We start from the raw sequence: 16,921 nt of genomic DNA on the forward strand, positions 1-16,921 counted from the left end.
CGACAGCGAGTACTTGATGTGCATCATCACAACCAATCGGATCACCTCCGGCGAGCTGTTGAAGTAGCGGAACGGGTACGGGTTCATGGCCACCCCCTCTAGCCGCTCTCCCCTACCAATCGGCTATTCTGACAAAGCCCGCCTCCTCAATGCGACAGAAGTAGGGGTATCGACGACCCCGCGAGCAAATCACGGGTGACCCCGCCGAGAATCTATTCGCGAGCCCGGGAATGACCATAGGCGCCGGATAGGCATTGTCAGCGCAAATGTTCCGGGTCTAGCTCCGCCTCGGCTGATTCCTGTTTGGAGGCAGCCATCATCGCATTCCGTTGCAGAACAAGGGGGTATGCGGGCGACGGACCCTGCAATTCTGATCCATCCACCCTAAAAAGGCGTGAACAGCGGCTTCCGGTAGTTTGGTTTGACAGTGCCAAATGATCTGCGGTGTGGTCCCGGACCCCACGGTTGGGCGAGCGATACAACTGATCGAGGCGACAGAGCGCCATCTAGTCCCGGAAAATTCATCGGCGGACGAGGCCGAGGACTGTCGCATCTTCCTCGACATGGATCTCTCGGTTTTGGGCAGTAACGACGAGGTGTTTGACGCCTACGAGGCGGGGGGTCGCCACGAATACCGGCACGTCCCAGAGGACGCGTTCAGGCAGGGTCGAGCCGCAATACTCGAGCGCTTTCTAAGCCGGGACCGCCTCTACATGTCTGAGTGGGGCTACGAGCAGTTCGAGGCCAAGGCGCGGGAGAACTTAGGGCGCTCCCTGCGGGCGCTACGAAAAGCTTAGGTTACAGGCCCGGAGCCCGCCAGATTGGGAAGACTTGGTTGGAGGTGCAGGTCATCGCATTGATCATGGCTTGGTGATCGCATCCGGGAAGCGCCATCAAGGCGTCCACGACGTCCTTTTCGCCTGTCGAGCCTTGCGGAAACGCGAGGGCCACCTTGTCGTCTTTGCCGAATAGGAGCCACCAAACGTCGGCTCCCCAAGGCCCAGTGTCGTTGGTTTCTACCGCGACCCCGGTCAGTTCGCTGAGCTGGACGCGCCGGGATTCGACCTCCGGAGCAGTCAATTCAACTGCGCCGTCCCGAAGAGAAAGCACCCAGCGGCTCTCAGGGTTTAGGCGCTCCTCGCGCTTTTTCTTGAACAAGTTCCAAAGCGCCACGGGAAAGCTCCTTCAAGCTGAGCCTACGTCAGAGCTGTCCGGCGTCAAACATTGAACATATGCTCCGCCTGCGCCGTTCGCGCCGGCGCCTCCCGGCTTCGAAGTTTGTGGGGGGCAGCTCGGCTTGCATGGCCCGACACATCTCCAGCGCCTCGCTGAGCCGCTTGTTCTCGACGATGGCCCTGATCGACCCACGTGATGGCGCCAGCGCCAGTCGCGACCAAGGCCCCGGCGAAGACCGCAGCAAAAGGCAAGCCCGGACCCAAGGCCAAGAAGGCCGCCAAAGGCATTGTCAGCCCAAACTGGAAATTCCGTAGCCTCTGGCGGCCCGCTCTTTAGTTACGGGGCTTGGTTTGGGCAGAAAACATGGACACCATAAGGCGTTGGCGAGGTCGGACCGCTGGGCGACCCCTTCATAATCGACATGTGTGAATTTGCGCTGACAGAGCCATCAGACCTATATCCACCCCTCCTCCCTCGGCGTCGGGACCGACTACCAGCTGAGCTCCCATTTCAGCGCCTCGGCCGACGTCGCCCGCGTCCTCTCCGCTGGCCTGCGCACCCGGGATGGCGATTGGCTGGCGCAGGGGCGGGCGACCGTCAGCTTCTGAGGGTACTGTCATCTGTGGACGGCCTGCTCTGCAACAGTGAAGGTGGGTTGCTTTTTCAATCTGTCGGGTTGCGGTCATCTGTCCGGCCGGCATTGTCAGCGCAAATGTTCCGGGCCTGGCTCCGCCCCCGCTTGCTTCCTGTTCGGAGGCGATCCTCATCACATTCTGTTGCAGAACAAGGAGGGACGCAACCGACGGGCCCTGCAATTTTGATCCATCTGCCCTAAAAAAGGGTTATTTGACGTACATCAGTCACCAGACGGATCACCTCCCGCGAGCTGTCGAACCAGCGGAACGGGCCAGGCGGGGCCTTCTTACGGGCACGTAACTTCCCCTACTTCGGCGCATCCTTACCGCAAGGTATATTTCACCTCTCAGAGCCTGCTAAAGGCTTGATGGCGCCGCTACGGGAGCACGCAACAATCTCGCCACCCGCGCCAACAACTGGCCTTGGCTGAAGGGTTTGGTCAGGTAGTCCTTGGCGCCCAGGCCGACCGCCCGGCGCACATCCTCTCCTGCGTGACGGGCGGTTAGCATGAGCACGGGCGTACGGGTCGCTTGCGGACGGACCTTGAGCGCTTCGAGAACGCCAAAACCGTCCAGCTCAGGCATGTTGATGTCGAGGATCACGGCATTCGGGCGCAGCATATCGACCTTCTGAACGGCTTCGAAGCCGGTCTTGGCGGTATGCACTTCGTATCCCGACATCTCCAGAATGGATCGGATAAGATCGCGAATACTGGCGTCATCCTCGGCGACCACCACACGAAATTTAGGCGACATCCGACAACTCCCGCGCCTGAATATCGGGGACCCACGCTGTCGCCCGGGCGATCGCCTGGATGAGCGCGCCCGGTTCCAGCGGTTTGGAGACGACGTCCTGGAAGCCCATCGCTTCTAGACGTCCCGGCGTCTGCGCATCGGCGTCCGCAGTGAATGCGAGGATGGGGGTAGCGTCATTCGGACCCTCGGAACTCCGTATGCGCTGCAAGGCTCCGAAGCCATCAAGGACGGGCATGCGCAAGTCCAGCAAGATGACGTCGAACGGCCACTCCCCCGCCAGGCGAGCGGCCTCCTCGCCATCGCCAGCTTCGGTGATGTCCGCTCCGACCCCCGCGAGGAACAGCCGGACCAGTTCGCGGTTGGTCGCATGATCATCGGCGACAAGCACCCGGACCCCTTCGAACGCCAAACGATCGATGGCTGCGTCCACCACCCCGGTATCCGATAGGATGGCGACAGTCGCGGAAATGGAAAACCAGAAGCGGCTCCCCTCGCCAGGGCGACTCTCCACACCGATCTCGCCGCCCATCGCCTCGACCAGCCCTTTGCAGATCGCCAGACCCAGGCCCGTACCGCCCTGGACGCGCGTCAGCGACCCATCGATCTGCGAGAACCGTTTGAAGAGGCGCTCCTGTTTGTCAGGCGAGATACCGGCGCCCGTATCGACGACATCGACGCTTAGGTTCAAAGCTGTTGGATCGTAGCGGACCCGCAGCGTCACGCCTCCCTCGGATGTGAACTTCACAGCGTTGCTCACCAAATTGAGAAGGATTTGGCGAATGCGATCCGGGTCGACGGCCACTACAGCCTCGTCAGTAACCGGATCTATATCCAGGCTCAGATTCAGATCTTTCGCGCCCGCTTGCGGTGTAAACAGGTCAAGAGTCGCTCGAGCCAACTTCGACACGGACACAGGCTGTGGTTCGAAGCTTACCTGACCGGCCTCGAGCTTGGAAAAGTCGAGAATATCGTTGACCGTGCATAACAGGGCTCGACTGGCCTCGCCGACCCGCTCCACATAAGTGCGCGTCAACTCGGTTAGATCGGGCTGCTCCGCCGCCAATCCGGTAAAGCCGATGATGCTGGTGAGCGGCGTGCGAAGCTCATGGCTCATATTGGCGAGAAATTCGCCTTTCACGGCTGCGGCCGCTTCCGCCTCGGCCTGGGCCAACCGCAGTTGATCCTCAAGAAGCCTCTGCTCGGTGACGTCCACGATCGTGCCCATGACCGCGACGATCTCGCCATCGGGCCCCATCTCAACGCGGGAGTTGCCCGAAAGGAAGCGGATCTCGTCATCGGCGCGCACGATCCGCGTGATGAAATGTTCCTCGGACCCACCCCGTTCGAGCTGGCCGGCTATGCGGGCCCTCGCCGCCTCCCCATCCTCGGGATGCGCCATCGCCATGATTACAGAAAGGTCCAGGTGCGTATCGATCGGAAGTCCGTAGATGGCGTACATCTGGCCAGACCATTCGATCTCGCGGGACCGCGCATCGACCCGCCAATGCCCAAGTCCGGCCAAGGCTTCGGCGAATTCGGCCCGACGGGCGTGTTCCTCAGCCTTGTCCCTCGCGTCTCCGATGGCGGCTTCAGCGCGCTTCAGGTCGGTGATGTCGACGCTCACCGATACGGTGCCCCCGTCGCCGGTTCGACGCTCGGTGATCCGCAGCCATCGCCCTCCCGTCATCTCCTGGATCAAGCTTGGCGCGGAGCCCCAGCGCGCCTCGCGACGCTCCGCCAACCACTCCGTTTCCCGCCCGGCCATTCCGGCGTAGGCGCCGTGAACGATACTCGAATCGAGCAGGTCGCTATATGGCATGCCCAGAAAGAGGGTCACGCCGCAGGGGCGGCATAGATCCGCATACTGCGTGTTCCAGGCCAGCAGCCGATCGGACGCGTCGTAGAAGGCGAGGCCTTCCGGCATCACGTCCAGGGCCTCTCGCAAACGCCGCAGGTTGCCGTTGCGGCTGGCTGTGTCGAACGCGACGCCGCCGATGGCGGTGATGAGGATCACAGCCGTCACCGCGACGGCGAGGGTGACCATGACAGAATCCGATATCAGCGAACTCGGAACGCCGATGTGGCGGTCAGGGATAATCGTCATCGCAGCCATGCTCGTAAAATGCATGGCGACGATCGCCAGAAAGAACAGGCCGGCCCCGCCGAGCAAGCGCCAGAAGCCCCTGCCCCAATCGACCACCAGAAGAGCGGCCGCCGACAGCCCCGTCCCCAGCAGGAGGCTGGCGAGGACGTAGGATAAGTCCCATTGCAGGAAGCCGGCGGTTCGATAGCCGCTCATGCCGACATGGTGCATAAGGGTCATGCCAAGACCGACAATCGCGCCGCCTGTAAGCGTGAGGACGGGCGTGCGCTCCCTTCCCGCGCCCGCTGAGCTGACGGCGAAGCCCCCGGTTGTCCCAAGCACGGCGATACAGAGCGACCCTATCGTCGAGAAGGCGGCGTATCCCGTCGGAAGGCCGGTTTTAAACGCCAGCATGGCGACGAAGTGCGTGGTCCAGATCCCTGAGCCCGCAACCAAGCCCGTCATGGAGAGCCACGCCCAGCGCCGCCATGCCGGAAACGGCGGAACTTTTGAGTAGAGATACAGGGTGGCCAGCGACGCTGGAGCGCAGACCATCGCCGCAACGGCGACCAGCCACCAGTTATGTTGCGTTGCGATGCAGAGAAATATTCGGAACATCATACGCGCTCCACGCCTTGCTCGCAGAGCTTCAGCCCAGGAGGTTAATAAATAACTTCGTCAATTTTTGACTCATAATATTGAGCATTGGAAATGATTTTGCAAATCGAAGCCCACTACGCGTAGGATAATACTGGGCGCGTTCGCTCTATCCGATTCTTAAATCTATCATCTGGGGCGCATTATTCATCTGCGCGCTGGCTAAAAATCTCTCCCTTCAATCGCCACAAGCGGTGGCCTCGCCAGACCGGCCGGAGCCCACGGATCGCCAGACAGCGAACCGGGACTCGCTTTCAGATTGCGTTGTGCCGCCAAACAGCCGTTAGTATCAAATTATATCAAGTCTGAAATAAAGAAAAAAGGAGGCGTCTTGGAATGCTCAAGTCGCTCTATTGCGTCGTTCATGCACACGACCTGCGCCTAGTCGGCTTAGCCGGCGCGGTGTGCCTGGTTGCGACGGCCACGGCCTTTCGGATGAAGGCCATCGGCGCAGCTTCACACCATCAATCGCGACTGTTCTGGCTGGGCGCGGCCGGCGCAATCGTCGGGGCGGGCGCGTGGGCGACCCATTTCATCGCCATGCTTGCTTTCGATGCTGGCGTCGCCACCGGGTATAACCTGACGGGGACCCTCGCGTCGCTGGCGGTCGCCGTCGCGGGCATGATGCTGAACACCCTGTGGACCGCGGGATTGAAGCGACCCTGGAACCTGGTGGCGTGGGGCCTCTTATTCGGCTCAAGCATCGGGGCCATGCACTACATCGGCATGATGACGATGGACATCCCCGGACGGATGTCTTGGAATATCCCCTATGTCGTCGCATCTGTGTTGTTGGGCGGAATACTTTCGTCCGCGGCCTTGTACGTCCAATTGAGATGGTCGACGTTTATAGGGTTCATTTTAGCCTCTCTCTGCCTGACGGTTGCGATCTGCAGTCTGCATTTCACCGGCATGGCCGCCGTCACCCTCACCGCCGACCCCACCATCGCGATACCTAAGGCGCAACTGCCGCACGCCACGATGGCGATCTGGGTGAGCGCCCTGGCGGCCCTGATCCTGCTATCGGCTCTCCTCACCGCCTGGGTCGATCAACACACTCACAGGTCTTCGTTGAAGCTTTTGCACTCGGTGATCGATGCCGTCCCCCACGGCGTGGCCTATTTCGACGCCGACGATCGCTTCATCCTTGGAAACGAAGCTTATCGCATTGGCTTGGGCGCCGACGGCGTCAAACCCGCGCGGGGTCTCCTCTACCGGGAGATTCTGCAGCGCGCGCTGGAACTGCGTAGCGTGCCGGAGGCGGTCAATCGCGAGGCCGAGTGGCTGGCCGACCTGATGGCGGCCCGCGCAGGGGCGGCGAACACCCGTTACCAACGCATGTCCGATGGGCGCTTCCTCTGCTTCGAAAGCAATCGCACCGACGATGGCGGCCTGGTCACGGTCGTCTCGGACGTCACCACGCTTAAGCAGCAGGCGGATGATCTCACAGCATCGCGAGACCTCGCCGAAGCCGCCGTCCGCGCCAAGAGCGAGTTCCTGGCCAATATGAGTCACGAGATTCGCACGCCAATGAACGGCGTGCTCGGAGTCGCCGACCTGCTGGCTCGGGAAGCCTTGACGCCGCGACAGACCGAGTTGGTCTCCATCATCCAGGCCTCCGGGGCGACGCTCGACCGGGTGCTGCGCGACCTGCTCGAGGGGGCGACATTGGAGGCGGGAGTCGTCGAGATCACCGAAGCGCCACTCGACCTGACTGTCGCTCTCAAAGCCATCGTCGGACTCTTCACGCCCCGAGCCGTTGAAAAGGGCGTCAGCTTGAGCCTTCGCCTTCCGGCGAAGATGGCGGACCGCGTCCGTGGCGATGAGGTTAGGATCAAGCAGATCCTCGGCAATCTCCTATCCAACGCTGTCAAGTTCACCGAGCATGGCTCTATCGACATCAGCCTTGATCACGATGGCGCTTCGGCGATCTTCCGGGTGGCCGACACCGGCATCGGCTTCGATCCGGAATTTGGACACCGGATTTTCTCACGTTTCGAGCAGGCTGACGGATCGATCACGCGCCGGTTCGGCGGAAGCGGCCTGGGGCTCTCTATCGCTCGCGACCTGGCGCTCCGCATGGGCGGGGATCTCGTCTGCGAGAGTACAGCGGGAGCCGGGTCGGTCTTCACCTTGACGCTGCCGCTTCGCGAATGCGGCCCCGCCGAGCACGCTCCGCCAAACGTGCAGATTCAACCGGAAAGCACCCACATTCTGATCGTGGATGACAGTCCAACCAATCAGCGGGTCCTGGCTTTGATGCTGGAGGCGGCGGAGATCTGCACGGTGCTGGCGGACAATGGCGAAGAGGCCGTAACGCAATGGCGGACCGGCCTCTTCGACGCCATCCTGATGGACATCCAGATGCCGGTGCTGGACGGCCTGTCGGCGACAGCCGCGATCCGTGCGGAAGAGAGCGAACGTGGATTGACCAGGACGCCGATTATCATGGTTTCCGCCAACGCCTCGCCCGTAGATATCGAAGCAAGCCGGGCCGCCGGCGCAGATGGTCACGTCGCCAAGCCAGTCACCGCCGAGCGCTTGTTCGCCGCCCTCGGTAGCGCCGAAACGCCTACCCCAGGCAGCAGTAAGATGGCGGCTTAGAGGTTCCCATGCTCGCGGAACTCGCCACAGGTTCGAACGATGCGGCTCCCCTCGTCGACGACGTCGAGAACGTCCGGATTCTTCAAGACCTGCAAACCGCCGGCGCTCTTGGCGACGGCAAGGCTCATGTCGTCTCCCTACGCGCCGTGCGCGAGGCGCTCGGGCCGCGCTGGGGAGAGCGCAAGGCGACCATTTGGGAAATGGCCGAAAGCCAGATCCGCAGACGGCTCGGCGAGCAAGGCTTGGTGTCGCGACTGACCGACGACGCCTTCCTGATCTTGACCCCGGCCCTGGGGTCGAATGTGGCCCGGGTGCTGGCTGTGCGGGTGCTGAAAGATCTTCTGACCCACTTTCTGGGTGCGCTCGAGACGCATGATATCGATGTCATGGTCGCCACAGGCTTCGATGGCGGGCGTCTCCAATGCCGAGCCCTCTCGGGTGACGACCTCTCGCAGGCGCTTGCGAGCGGCGACAAACGTGAACGTGAACATGAATCGTCCGGCCTCATAGGCGCCCACACAGATAGGGGCGCGCCCCCACATCCACAGACGGGAGGGTCGCTAACGACGCTGCAAGGTCGCCGCCTGCGATTCTCCGTCTCCGTAGAACCGATCATCGACTTGGCGCGGGGCGCGGTGGCGGGACATCGCGTCGAGCCAAAGATCACGTTCGAGCACAGTACAAATCCTCTGCCGCCGAGCGCACGCAGCGAACTTCTGCCCCGCGATGTTCAGGAAGGTGACTTGGCGGCGCTACGTCGAGCCCTGGCGCGCTTAGGCGATGGGCAAAGCAGCGTAGAGCGGCCGTCGTTGATATTGGCCATGTCGTACCTGACGCTCTCAAACACGCGCGCCCGCGCTCGGCTGCTAGGGGAAGCGGCGCAACGTCGAGCTGAAATGACGAGATCGGTAATCTGGGAAATTGCCGACCTGGACCCTGGCGTACCGGTGGACCACCTCAAAGAAGATGTCGCTCTCCTTAAGCCGTTCTGCCGTTCGGTGTTCGCGCGCGTGGATAAAAATTCGCTGCGGGCGTTTCATGGGCAGGAGCTGGGCCTCGCCGGCTTCGTGTTCCAATCCAACGGCCCGGGGACGTCTCGAGACGATGAAGCTAGCTGGCTCCTAGCGGTCAGCCGCACCTTCAAAGGCGGTATGGGTACGCTGATCGCCGCTAGCCTCACGACCACGCTGCTATTGCCCATAGCCGGCGCGGCGGGATTCACCCACGCGACTGTCCGCACCCAGTCCTCATGACGGGGGGAACCAACGAAACTGGTCGCTTTCAAAACCCAGATCGCCAGCGTTGAACCGCCGAAGACGAATGACCAGATGCGCTCCATCTGGCCAGATACGGAAACGCGGCGCCATATCCCAGACGTTCTTGGGAGAAAAGCTTGGGATCGTTTTTCAACAGATTTAAAAATAGGAACAAGTATCCAACCGCATATCCACTTCGATCTTGGTGAGGGCAGCCGAAGCGCTTGGCGTTGCCCCCGCAGCGCTGCTTCCGGAGGGGACGCTAGCCCCCATCAGCCTTCTGCCAGAAAGACGACATCCAGTGGGCCTGAAGAGAGGCCCCAAGCTCCGGCCTAATGTCCGAAGCCGGGGGTCAACCGGACTCGCCACTACAGCCGCATAGCGGACGTGGCGGAGGGCGAGTTTCCGGAGCCACGCCAGCCGCGAGGTCAATCGCTTCGGCGTGCGCCTACTGCCCGACTTGGTGGGCCACCTTAACCCGTTGCGACGCTGGGAGGCACTAGAGCTAGAAGGCGCGTTGGCGGAAGAACTAGGTCGCGCCGGTATCCTTTGGGTCGCTGGCGGCTACTAAGCGCCATTACCGACATGCGGCTTGCCGGATTGCAGACGTTGGCCGCGGCCTGGAAAGGCGAAGTTCGCCAGCGGCCTCCGGGCAGGCCTGGTTTCTTTAGAGGTCGTCCGGATCGTCGTCATCGTCCTGGTCACCGGGAGTGGTCGCCGGCGCCGCGCCGGGGTGCAACATGGCGAGGCCCGCCTTTCGCAGGCTCTGGTCGACCTCAGGCACATTCGTCTGCGCCTGCTTCCACTCGCCCTCCAACCGCACGATCTGTTCGCCGGCGGCGTGCACGGCGGTCAGTTGGGCGGTGGTCGGCGCGGCCGCGCCACCCGTCACCTGCGTATAAAGCTGGTCGAGGTTACGCTGCGTCCGGGCCACCCCATCGCGGTTGCTGCTCGCCTCTCCTTCCAAGACGCCCTTGAGCGCGGTGTCGAGGCGGCTGATGGCCGGATCATTGGCGCTCGCGCCCTTCAACTGGCCCCGTTGCGACTGGGCTTGGGTCAGCATCGACGAAGATCGGGCCAACAGGTCGCTGATGGTGAGGCCGAGGTCGAGCTGTTGTCGCAGCGCTTCGGCGGTGGCCCTAACACGCGGGTCGGCCCGCAACGTCAGCGGCTGTTCCAGCGTCTTGCCGTCAACGATGAGGCGCACGGTGTAATCGCCGGGGATCGCCATCGGGCCCTGGGGCAGACGCGGCGTCGCATTGGGCACAGCCGAGATCGGGAAGCCCCGCCGGGCGCCCATCGGCGCGGTATAGTGCATGTCCCATAGCCACCGATGCATGCCGCTCTTTCCCGACAGGCTCCGGTGTGGGGCTATCCAGTATGGCGGGACCAACCCCTGCTTGATCTCCGCCTCGGTTATCTCCGCGGGATCATCGCCCCGGTAGCGGCGCACCAGCTTGCCCTGGCCGTCCAGGATTTCGAGCGTGACCAGTCCCTTTGCGTCCTGTGGCAGGTAATAGTCGATCATCGCGCCCGCGGGAGGGTTCTGGCCGTTCGGTTCATCCGGCGGCATCGGCGAGTCGGTCCAGGTGCTGCGGGCCACGCGATAGGCCGCCGACGGCTTCAGCAACGTCGCCTTGTTGGTGGTGGCGGCCTTCATCTGACGTAGCGGCGAGATATCGTCGAGAATCCAGATGGACCGGCCATGCGTGCCGACGACGAGATCGTCGTCCTGGATCGTAAGGTCGCGCATGGAGGTGTGCGGTAGGTTGAGCTGGAGCGAATCCCAGCTGGCGCCGTCATTGCGCGAGACCCACACGGCCTTTTCGGTGGCCGCGAACAGCAATCCTGGCTGCTTCGTATCTTCGCGCACCGCGTTGACGGCGGCGTTGTCGGGAAGGCCCGTGACGATGGAGGCCCAGGTCTTTCCGCCGTCGCGTGTGCGGAACACATAGGGGCGCTGATCATCTACGCGCATCCGGCTGACCGAGATGTAGGCAGTGTTTCCGTCGAAATGCGAGGCGTCGATCTGGGTGACTTTGCTCCACGCCGTCATCGTTGGCGGGGTGACGTTGGCCCACGCCTTGCCGCCGTCGCGGCTCGTCCACACCAAGCCGTCATCCGTGCCGGCCCACAAGATGTTGCTGTCGCGCGGCGAGACGCCGAGCGAATAGATGACGCCACGCTGGTTCTCCATGCCGGGGCCGTGCATCGCGCCGACGCTGGCGGGGAGTCCCGGCTTCTCGCGGGTCAGGTCCGGGCTGACGACCTCCCAGTTCGTACCGCCGTCGCGGGTACGATAGACCCTGCTGGTGGCGTAATAGAGCGCGTGCGGATCGGAGGACGCGAACATGATCGGCTGGGTACGATCCACACGATCCGCCCCCGTGAGGATGGGAACGGGCGTGACGTTCTCGACCAGGCCCGTGGACCAGTGGAACCGCGAGACCTGCGAGCGGCCCGCGCCATAGATCACGTCCGGATCCAGCGGGTCCGGCGCCACCTGGGCATATTCGCTGGCGCCGACCGGATGCCAGTCGCGCACCGTCACGGCGCCATCGTTGCCGCGGCTCGAGATGCAGACCGAGCCGCTGTCCTGATAGCCGCCGCAGACGCGGTACGGGAAGGTGTTGGTCGTGGTAGTGACGTGATAGAGTTGGCCGGTGGACTGGTTGAACCAGGTGCTCCACGTCTTGCCGCCATTCAGCGTGATGGTGGCGCCCTGATCGACGCCGTAGATGATGATGTCCGGATTGACCGGATTGATCCAGACGTTCTGATAATCGTCACCACCCGGCGCGCCGCGCACTGGCCCCCAGGTTTTGCCGCCATCGACGGACTTCATGGCCATGATACCGGACATGTAGACGATGTCGGGATTGGTCGGATGTGGACGCATTGTCGGCAGATCATTGTCCGCAATGCTCGGCAGCGGTCGGGGATCGTCGGTAATGCGCGACCAGCTCTCTCCCGCGTCATCTGACCGGTAGAGTCCACTGCCTGAAGCGCCCTTTCCGCCGGTGTCGGAGCGGGTCGACACCGTCGCGAAGAGCCGCTTCGGGTTGGCGCTGCTGACGGTGACGATGAGCTGCGCGGTGTTCTCCGGAAGACCGTTCGTCAATTTGCGCCAAGTGGCGCCGCCGTCGGTGGACTTGAACAGGCCGCCGTTGAGCCCTTGATACGCGTTCCTGTCTTCCCACGGGCCATGCCGATCCTCCCACAGGCTGGCGTAGACGGTCTGCGGCTGGCTGGGATCGATCGCGATCGAATAGGCGCCGGTGTCCTCATCCTTGAACAACACCCGTTCCCAGGTCTTGCCGCCATCGAGTGAGCGATACACGCCCCGCTCGGCATTGGGGCCGTAGGGATGGCCGAGCACGGCGGCGAAAACGCGATTTGGATTGTTTGGATCGACCGCCAGGTCGGGGATCTGCTGTCCATCGCGCAACCCAAGATGCGTCCAGGTCTTGCCCGCGTCGGTGGTTTTGTAGATGCCGTCGCCTATGGACAGGTCGGGCCGATGCTGTCCCTCGCCGCTACCGACATAGACGATGTTCGGATCCGACGGCGCCACCGCGATCGAGCCGATGGACTGGGTGGGCTGGTCGTCGAAGACCGAATGCCAGGTGTTCCCCGCATCCTCGGTTTTCCAAACGCCGCCGTTGACGGCGCCGATGTAGAAGACGTTCGGCTGCGTCGCGACACCGGTCACCGCGCGAGTTCGGCCGCCGCGGAAGGGGCCGATCATTCGCCACGTCATCTCACGGGCGACGGTCGCCATCGCCGGCCCGCCGGCCCCGGTGATCGAGGGCGCAGGCTGCGCCGCCAGACGAGTGGTGCAGGCCAAGCTCGCGGTGATGAGCAGAAATGTCAGAGTGCGCATGTCTTCCACGTCCGTAGCTTGGAAACCCAGGGCTTTGGCATCTAACCATAGCTACACGAAATCTGAGCGCGCCGCGGACCGTGAATAGCAAAGCGCAACGAATGAACTCCCAGCGAGGAGTTCGGACACTCCAGACGATCAGGGTGGGGTCGGCGAAATGCGAAACAGCGGCCACTGTGGATATCAGTCCCACTCCGGAAAGGCGACATTGGCATCGCACCGAATCGATGGCGGTGACGGAAAGCCATGATCGAGTCGAATCAAATGGTATTTGAATCGATCTTGAGTTTGATCGTTTAAATTTCTTGCCTGAAAAAACAATCGGTTAGCGGCTCAGCCAGAATCGGTCCCTATGACATCCAACACCGATTTGTCGGCCGTCATTCGAAACGATTCCTCGGTCACTCAAATCGATTCAGGATGGGAAAACCCCACAAACAGGGCGACTTGTAATGTGGTGCGGGCCTCAGCCCCGCTAACGTGGAAGGCTTGAGCGCGACTTACCTCCACTAGACGGGCGATTGGATTTTCAACAGACACAACCAGAGCGTTATGCAATTTAACCCGCATGACATGTCAGCACTGCGTCGAGAAACCGTCAGCTTCATAACCTTTAATATACGCATATTTTTTGTATCTACTGGTAGATACAGCTGGACTGCCTTCCAGCGCGCCTCGTCCGGTTAGGCTGACGATCAAGGTTGGAGCGCCCCACGGTTCGCCGAGCAGCAGCCCCCGGCTCGAACCCGATCCGCTTGAGCGCGCCGTTGTCGCCTGAACCGCGGCATGACGTCGGAGGGTGCTGTCAGTCCAACGCGAACTTGTCTCCACTTGGACGTCGCTCGCCCAAACCCGAGCCAGCTCTACCCCACGACCTGCCGCCACTCGGCCAGGGCGGCCGAGCGTCGGTCTTTGTAGGTTGTGCGGCTGATAAGGTGGCGCTCCTGGTTGAAGTGGTTGTGGAAGGGATGCATGGACCGAGGCGAACTACTGGAGTGTCTTTATCCTCCGAAACCTCAGCATCGCCCGCTCTCTTCGTCGAAACGGCTGGTGGGAGTTCTCCGCCCTGTTGTTGGCCCGCCGGCCTATCTCCTGGCGATCAGCGATGTTCAGTTCCTTTATGGGGCCCGGTAGGAGCGCAATCCATCGGTGGTGATGGTCTTGGCGCAGCCGTGCCGCTTCATCGCCTTCCTGATAAATTTCGGCGCCGCAGCCTTTTCCCGCTCCTTGGTGACAAAGGATTCCAGCACCTCGCCCTCATGATCGACGGCTCGCCAGAGGTAGCGCATTTCACCGTTGATGCGGACATAGACCTCATCCAGGCGCCAGCGCTAATGGGTGTGCTGGCGCATCGCCCCGACCCGCTTCTTACGGATCTCCGAGGCGAACGTCGGACCAAAGCGGGTCCACTACAGCCTCACTGTCTCATGGCAGATGTCGATCTCCCGCTCGTGCAGAAGATCCTCCACTTTGCGGAGCGACAGCGGGTATTTGACGTAAAGCATTACCACCAGCCGGGATCACTTCCGGCGATGAGTCGAACCAGCGAAACGGGCTGGGCGGGGGGTTTTCGGCGCGGCATGCCCCTTCCCTGCCCCCGGCCGCGCTCACCGCAAGATACATTTGAGCTGATAGAAGCCCGTTTGCTTTGAAATTGCCGGTTAAATTCTTATATCACGAAAGGAATTTGCTTAATCTGGAATGTGAAACCGGAAAAAAACCATGATTCAATAGCCAAACGCTCTCGGGTCATCCCCGGGCGTACGCCAGTACGATGCAGGAAGAGTTGATCAAACAGCATCGCATCGCCAGCCTTGAACAGCGGCGTAACATAGGAACCGTCTGGGTCATTTCCTCGAGTAACCCTTCACCGACGGTCCACCAGGCCACAGCCCCCTTCGTTCCCGTTTCGACTAGATGATCTAGGCGTCGAGGGAAAATGTCCAATCCAGGCGCATCTTCGCCGCAGTCGGACAATGTCAGCCAAACGTTCACTGTTCTAATGTCCGGGCCCAGGAACGCCCCATCTTAGTGCCAATTCGTGCCGGTAGTCGGCGGCACGATCCTGAGGGTAGCCTTGCCGAGCGAGAGAAAGGCACGTTCCCCAAGATAATCCTCGATCAGCCGGATTATCTCGTGCGTCTTAAGGAAGGCAATAAAGTTCGACAGTGCGTGCGGAGAATCTCCAGTCCAGATCGCTCCGCACGCATTCCCAAACTCACGCCCAGCTTCTGTCATGCCGTCTTCGGGGCTTAGAGAGTATGGCGAATACCACGGGGATATTTCTGCCTGCCGTGCGCCAGACCGGATGGGTTCGGCCGTATCGAACGCCTTCCTAACCACTTCCGTCAACTGCCCTGTTTGCTCCGGGCTGATCATCGCCCGGACGAGAAGGCAGCCGTGGTGCTGAATGGCGCCGCCTAGGATTTCCACATCAAGATCGGCGGCCGAAATCTCAGGGGGTTCCTTGACACCCGGGAACGGATCAGAAAAACGAGGCGGCCATATCGTACGGCCCGGCTGCGGATCGAACGCCGCATTGCGCCACCGCACCAGATCGCGAAGCGTTGGCGCATCAAGGCTTCCAGCAGGCTGGGCGGAGAGGAGATCGATCGCCTCACGAAATTGACCCGCCCGGGCTAGGAGACGCGCCTTGTCCGCAAAGCTCGCAGCCGCCAGCTGCGAGTCTTCGGCGATCATTTCCCGGCTTTCCCGCGACTTGCGTTTGAAGCCCCACATCTGTGCGCCCTTAACAGTATAAATGATTTAATCGTCCAATTTCGACAAGCGGCCCCAGGGAGCCGACTTCATCAAGGCGCGCGACCGCGACCACTCAATCCGCAGGATCAAGCCGCGCCTCGTCGCAAATGACATCGACCGCCCGCTCTGCGCGCTGCAGGAAGGGATCGGTAGTTGTATGGGAAGGTGGCGCGAAGGCGCTCGCTCCTTCCACCATGTGTTTGAAGAAAAGGCGCATCACGTGGTCGACGCCCGCTGCCGATATAGTTCTGAGGTCTTCTTCGAGATATCGCCCCCGAGCAGTAGGTGAGGTAATGATTTCATACGAGGGGAAATATATGATGTTTTGTGTTCGCGTCATCTCCTCGGCGGCAACTCGCAGAACAGCTTTGGAGGCAGTAGTGGACGTCCAAACGTGACGACGTTCAGCCGTCGCGGCTAACGGCACCGGCGACACAGTGAGGATTATACGGATGTCCGGATTTATTCGGCGCAGTTCCGTCACAAACGCATCCAGATCTCCTATTGTATCTGATACGCTGAGATTGTGGAATTCATGTCGCTCAGGGTCAAATTGACCGGCGGCGACCCCAGGGCACAGCGGATAGACTGCGCCATCAAGCTTTGAGCGCCAACATTCTGTAAGCCCCAAGGTGAAGATGAGGACCGTCGCAGTTTCGAACATTTTCCGGACAGCGCGGAAATGCCCAGCCCGATCAAGGTCGTATTCCCGTCTAGTAGGATAGCCTCTAGGCTGTATTGTTGGCCGGAAAGGGTCGAACAACCGGCCTTCCATTCCGAACCAAACGTCTTCCTCGGGGACGAATTGGCCAAATGAGCGCCGAAGAAGCTGCAATAACTGCCTGGCAGTGTAAATTGCACCAAATCTTGCGCTAAAATGGCCATACCCATATGCGTCCGCCGTCTCGGCAGAAAGTATTGGGTGCGCCGGCTCCACATCCAGTAGATCTAAGCCCGATCCACGGAGGCGGCGAGAGACGTGCTGCGCAAAGCAACTTCCAGCAGTTGCAATGCGGTCATGTGCAGATATCCGCCACGATTGCGCGACGACGGGATCAATTTCCTCCGGACTCCCCCGCGTCATTGCCGATCGCCAACGTTGATGCGGAAG

Annotated in this window: 9 protein-coding genes and 1 pseudogene; 3 read left to right on the forward strand and 7 right to left on the reverse strand. The window is 61.5% G+C overall.

What is annotated here, in order from left to right; all coding sequences use genetic code 11:
• Positions 1 to 434 precede the first annotated feature (434 nt).
• A complete protein-coding gene (locus GSQ87_RS08875; protein WP_158915123.1) occupies positions 435 to 797 on the forward strand; it encodes a hypothetical protein in 363 nt (120 codons plus the stop codon).
• Position 798: 1 nt separating this feature from the next.
• Here the strand turns inward: GSQ87_RS08875 and GSQ87_RS08880 are convergent, their stop codons facing one another.
• The 3 genes from GSQ87_RS08880 to GSQ87_RS08890 form a co-directional block, all read right to left on the reverse strand.
• Positions 799 to 1,173 carry a hypothetical protein gene (locus GSQ87_RS08880; RefSeq protein ID WP_254062834.1) on the reverse strand — a complete coding sequence of 125 codons (375 nt, stop codon included), beginning with the start codon at positions 1,171 to 1,173 and terminating at the stop codon, positions 799 to 801.
• A gap of 995 nt (positions 1,174 to 2,168) precedes the next feature.
• The gene (locus tag GSQ87_RS08885) at positions 2,169 to 2,567 is read right to left on the reverse strand and encodes a response regulator transcription factor (protein ID WP_158915124.1); all 399 of its coding nucleotides are present in this window, start codon (positions 2,565 to 2,567) and stop codon (positions 2,169 to 2,171) included.
• A complete protein-coding gene (locus GSQ87_RS08890; RefSeq protein WP_254062836.1) occupies positions 2,557 to 5,271 on the reverse strand; it encodes an ATP-binding protein in 2,715 nt (904 codons plus the stop codon). The genes GSQ87_RS08885 and GSQ87_RS08890 overlap by 11 nt, the downstream gene beginning before the upstream one ends.
• Before the next feature lie 471 nt (positions 5,272 to 5,742).
• Between GSQ87_RS08890 and GSQ87_RS08895 the strand changes: the two genes are divergently transcribed.
• Both GSQ87_RS08895 and GSQ87_RS08900 read left to right on the forward strand, forming a co-directional pair.
• A complete protein-coding gene (locus GSQ87_RS08895) occupies positions 5,743 to 7,911 on the forward strand; it encodes an ATP-binding protein (protein WP_371416692.1) in 2,169 nt (722 codons plus the stop codon).
• 8 nt (positions 7,912 to 7,919) lie between these two features.
• Complete coding sequence (locus tag GSQ87_RS08900) at positions 7,920 to 9,164, forward strand: hypothetical protein (protein WP_158915126.1); 1,245 nt, start codon at positions 7,920 to 7,922, stop codon at positions 9,162 to 9,164.
• 670 nt (positions 9,165 to 9,834) lie between these two features.
• Here GSQ87_RS08900 and GSQ87_RS08905 read toward each other — a convergent pair.
• The 4 genes and pseudogenes from GSQ87_RS08905 to GSQ87_RS08920 form a co-directional block, all read right to left on the reverse strand.
• A complete protein-coding gene (locus GSQ87_RS08905; protein ID WP_158915127.1) occupies positions 9,835 to 13,050 on the reverse strand; it encodes a sialidase family protein in 3,216 nt (1,071 codons plus the stop codon).
• Between the two features lie 863 nt (positions 13,051 to 13,913).
• Positions 13,914 to 14,555, reverse strand: a pseudogene (locus tag GSQ87_RS08910) (IS6 family transposase).
• A gap of 523 nt (positions 14,556 to 15,078) precedes the next feature.
• Positions 15,079 to 15,750 carry a hypothetical protein gene (locus GSQ87_RS08915; RefSeq protein WP_158915128.1) on the reverse strand — a complete coding sequence of 224 codons (672 nt, stop codon included), beginning with the start codon at positions 15,748 to 15,750 and terminating at the stop codon, positions 15,079 to 15,081.
• Between the two features lie 133 nt (positions 15,751 to 15,883).
• The gene (locus GSQ87_RS08920; protein WP_158917488.1) at positions 15,884 to 16,894 is read right to left on the reverse strand and encodes a GSCFA domain-containing protein; all 1,011 of its coding nucleotides are present in this window, start codon (positions 16,892 to 16,894) and stop codon (positions 15,884 to 15,886) included.
• Positions 16,895 to 16,921 lie beyond the last annotated feature (27 nt).

Source organism: Caulobacter sp. S45 (assembly GCF_009765965.1).
Classification (GTDB): Bacteria; Pseudomonadota; Alphaproteobacteria; order Caulobacterales; family Caulobacteraceae; genus CAHJWH01.

Coding starts and splice junctions, on each gene's coding strand:
- GSQ87_RS08875 (WP_158915123.1), top strand. CDS start 435: ATGATCTGCGGTGTGGTCCCGGACCCCACGGTTGGGCGAGCGATACAA.
- GSQ87_RS08885 (WP_158915124.1), bottom strand. CDS start 2,567: ATGTCGCCTAAATTTCGTGTGGTGGTCGCCGAGGATGACGCCAGTATT.
- GSQ87_RS08890 (WP_254062836.1), bottom strand. CDS start 5,271: ATGATGTTCCGAATATTTCTCTGCATCGCAACGCAACATAACTGGTGG.
- GSQ87_RS08895 (WP_371416692.1), top strand. CDS start 5,743: ATGAAGGCCATCGGCGCAGCTTCACACCATCAATCGCGACTGTTCTGG.
- GSQ87_RS08900 (WP_158915126.1), top strand. CDS start 7,920: ATGCTCGCGGAACTCGCCACAGGTTCGAACGATGCGGCTCCCCTCGTC.
- GSQ87_RS08905 (WP_158915127.1), bottom strand. CDS start 13,050: ATGCGCACTCTGACATTTCTGCTCATCACCGCGAGCTTGGCCTGCACC.
- GSQ87_RS08915 (WP_158915128.1), bottom strand. CDS start 15,750: ATGATCGCCGAAGACTCGCAGCTGGCGGCTGCGAGCTTTGCGGACAAG.
- GSQ87_RS08920 (WP_158917488.1), bottom strand. CDS start 16,894: ATGACGCGGGGGAGTCCGGAGGAAATTGATCCCGTCGTCGCGCAATCG.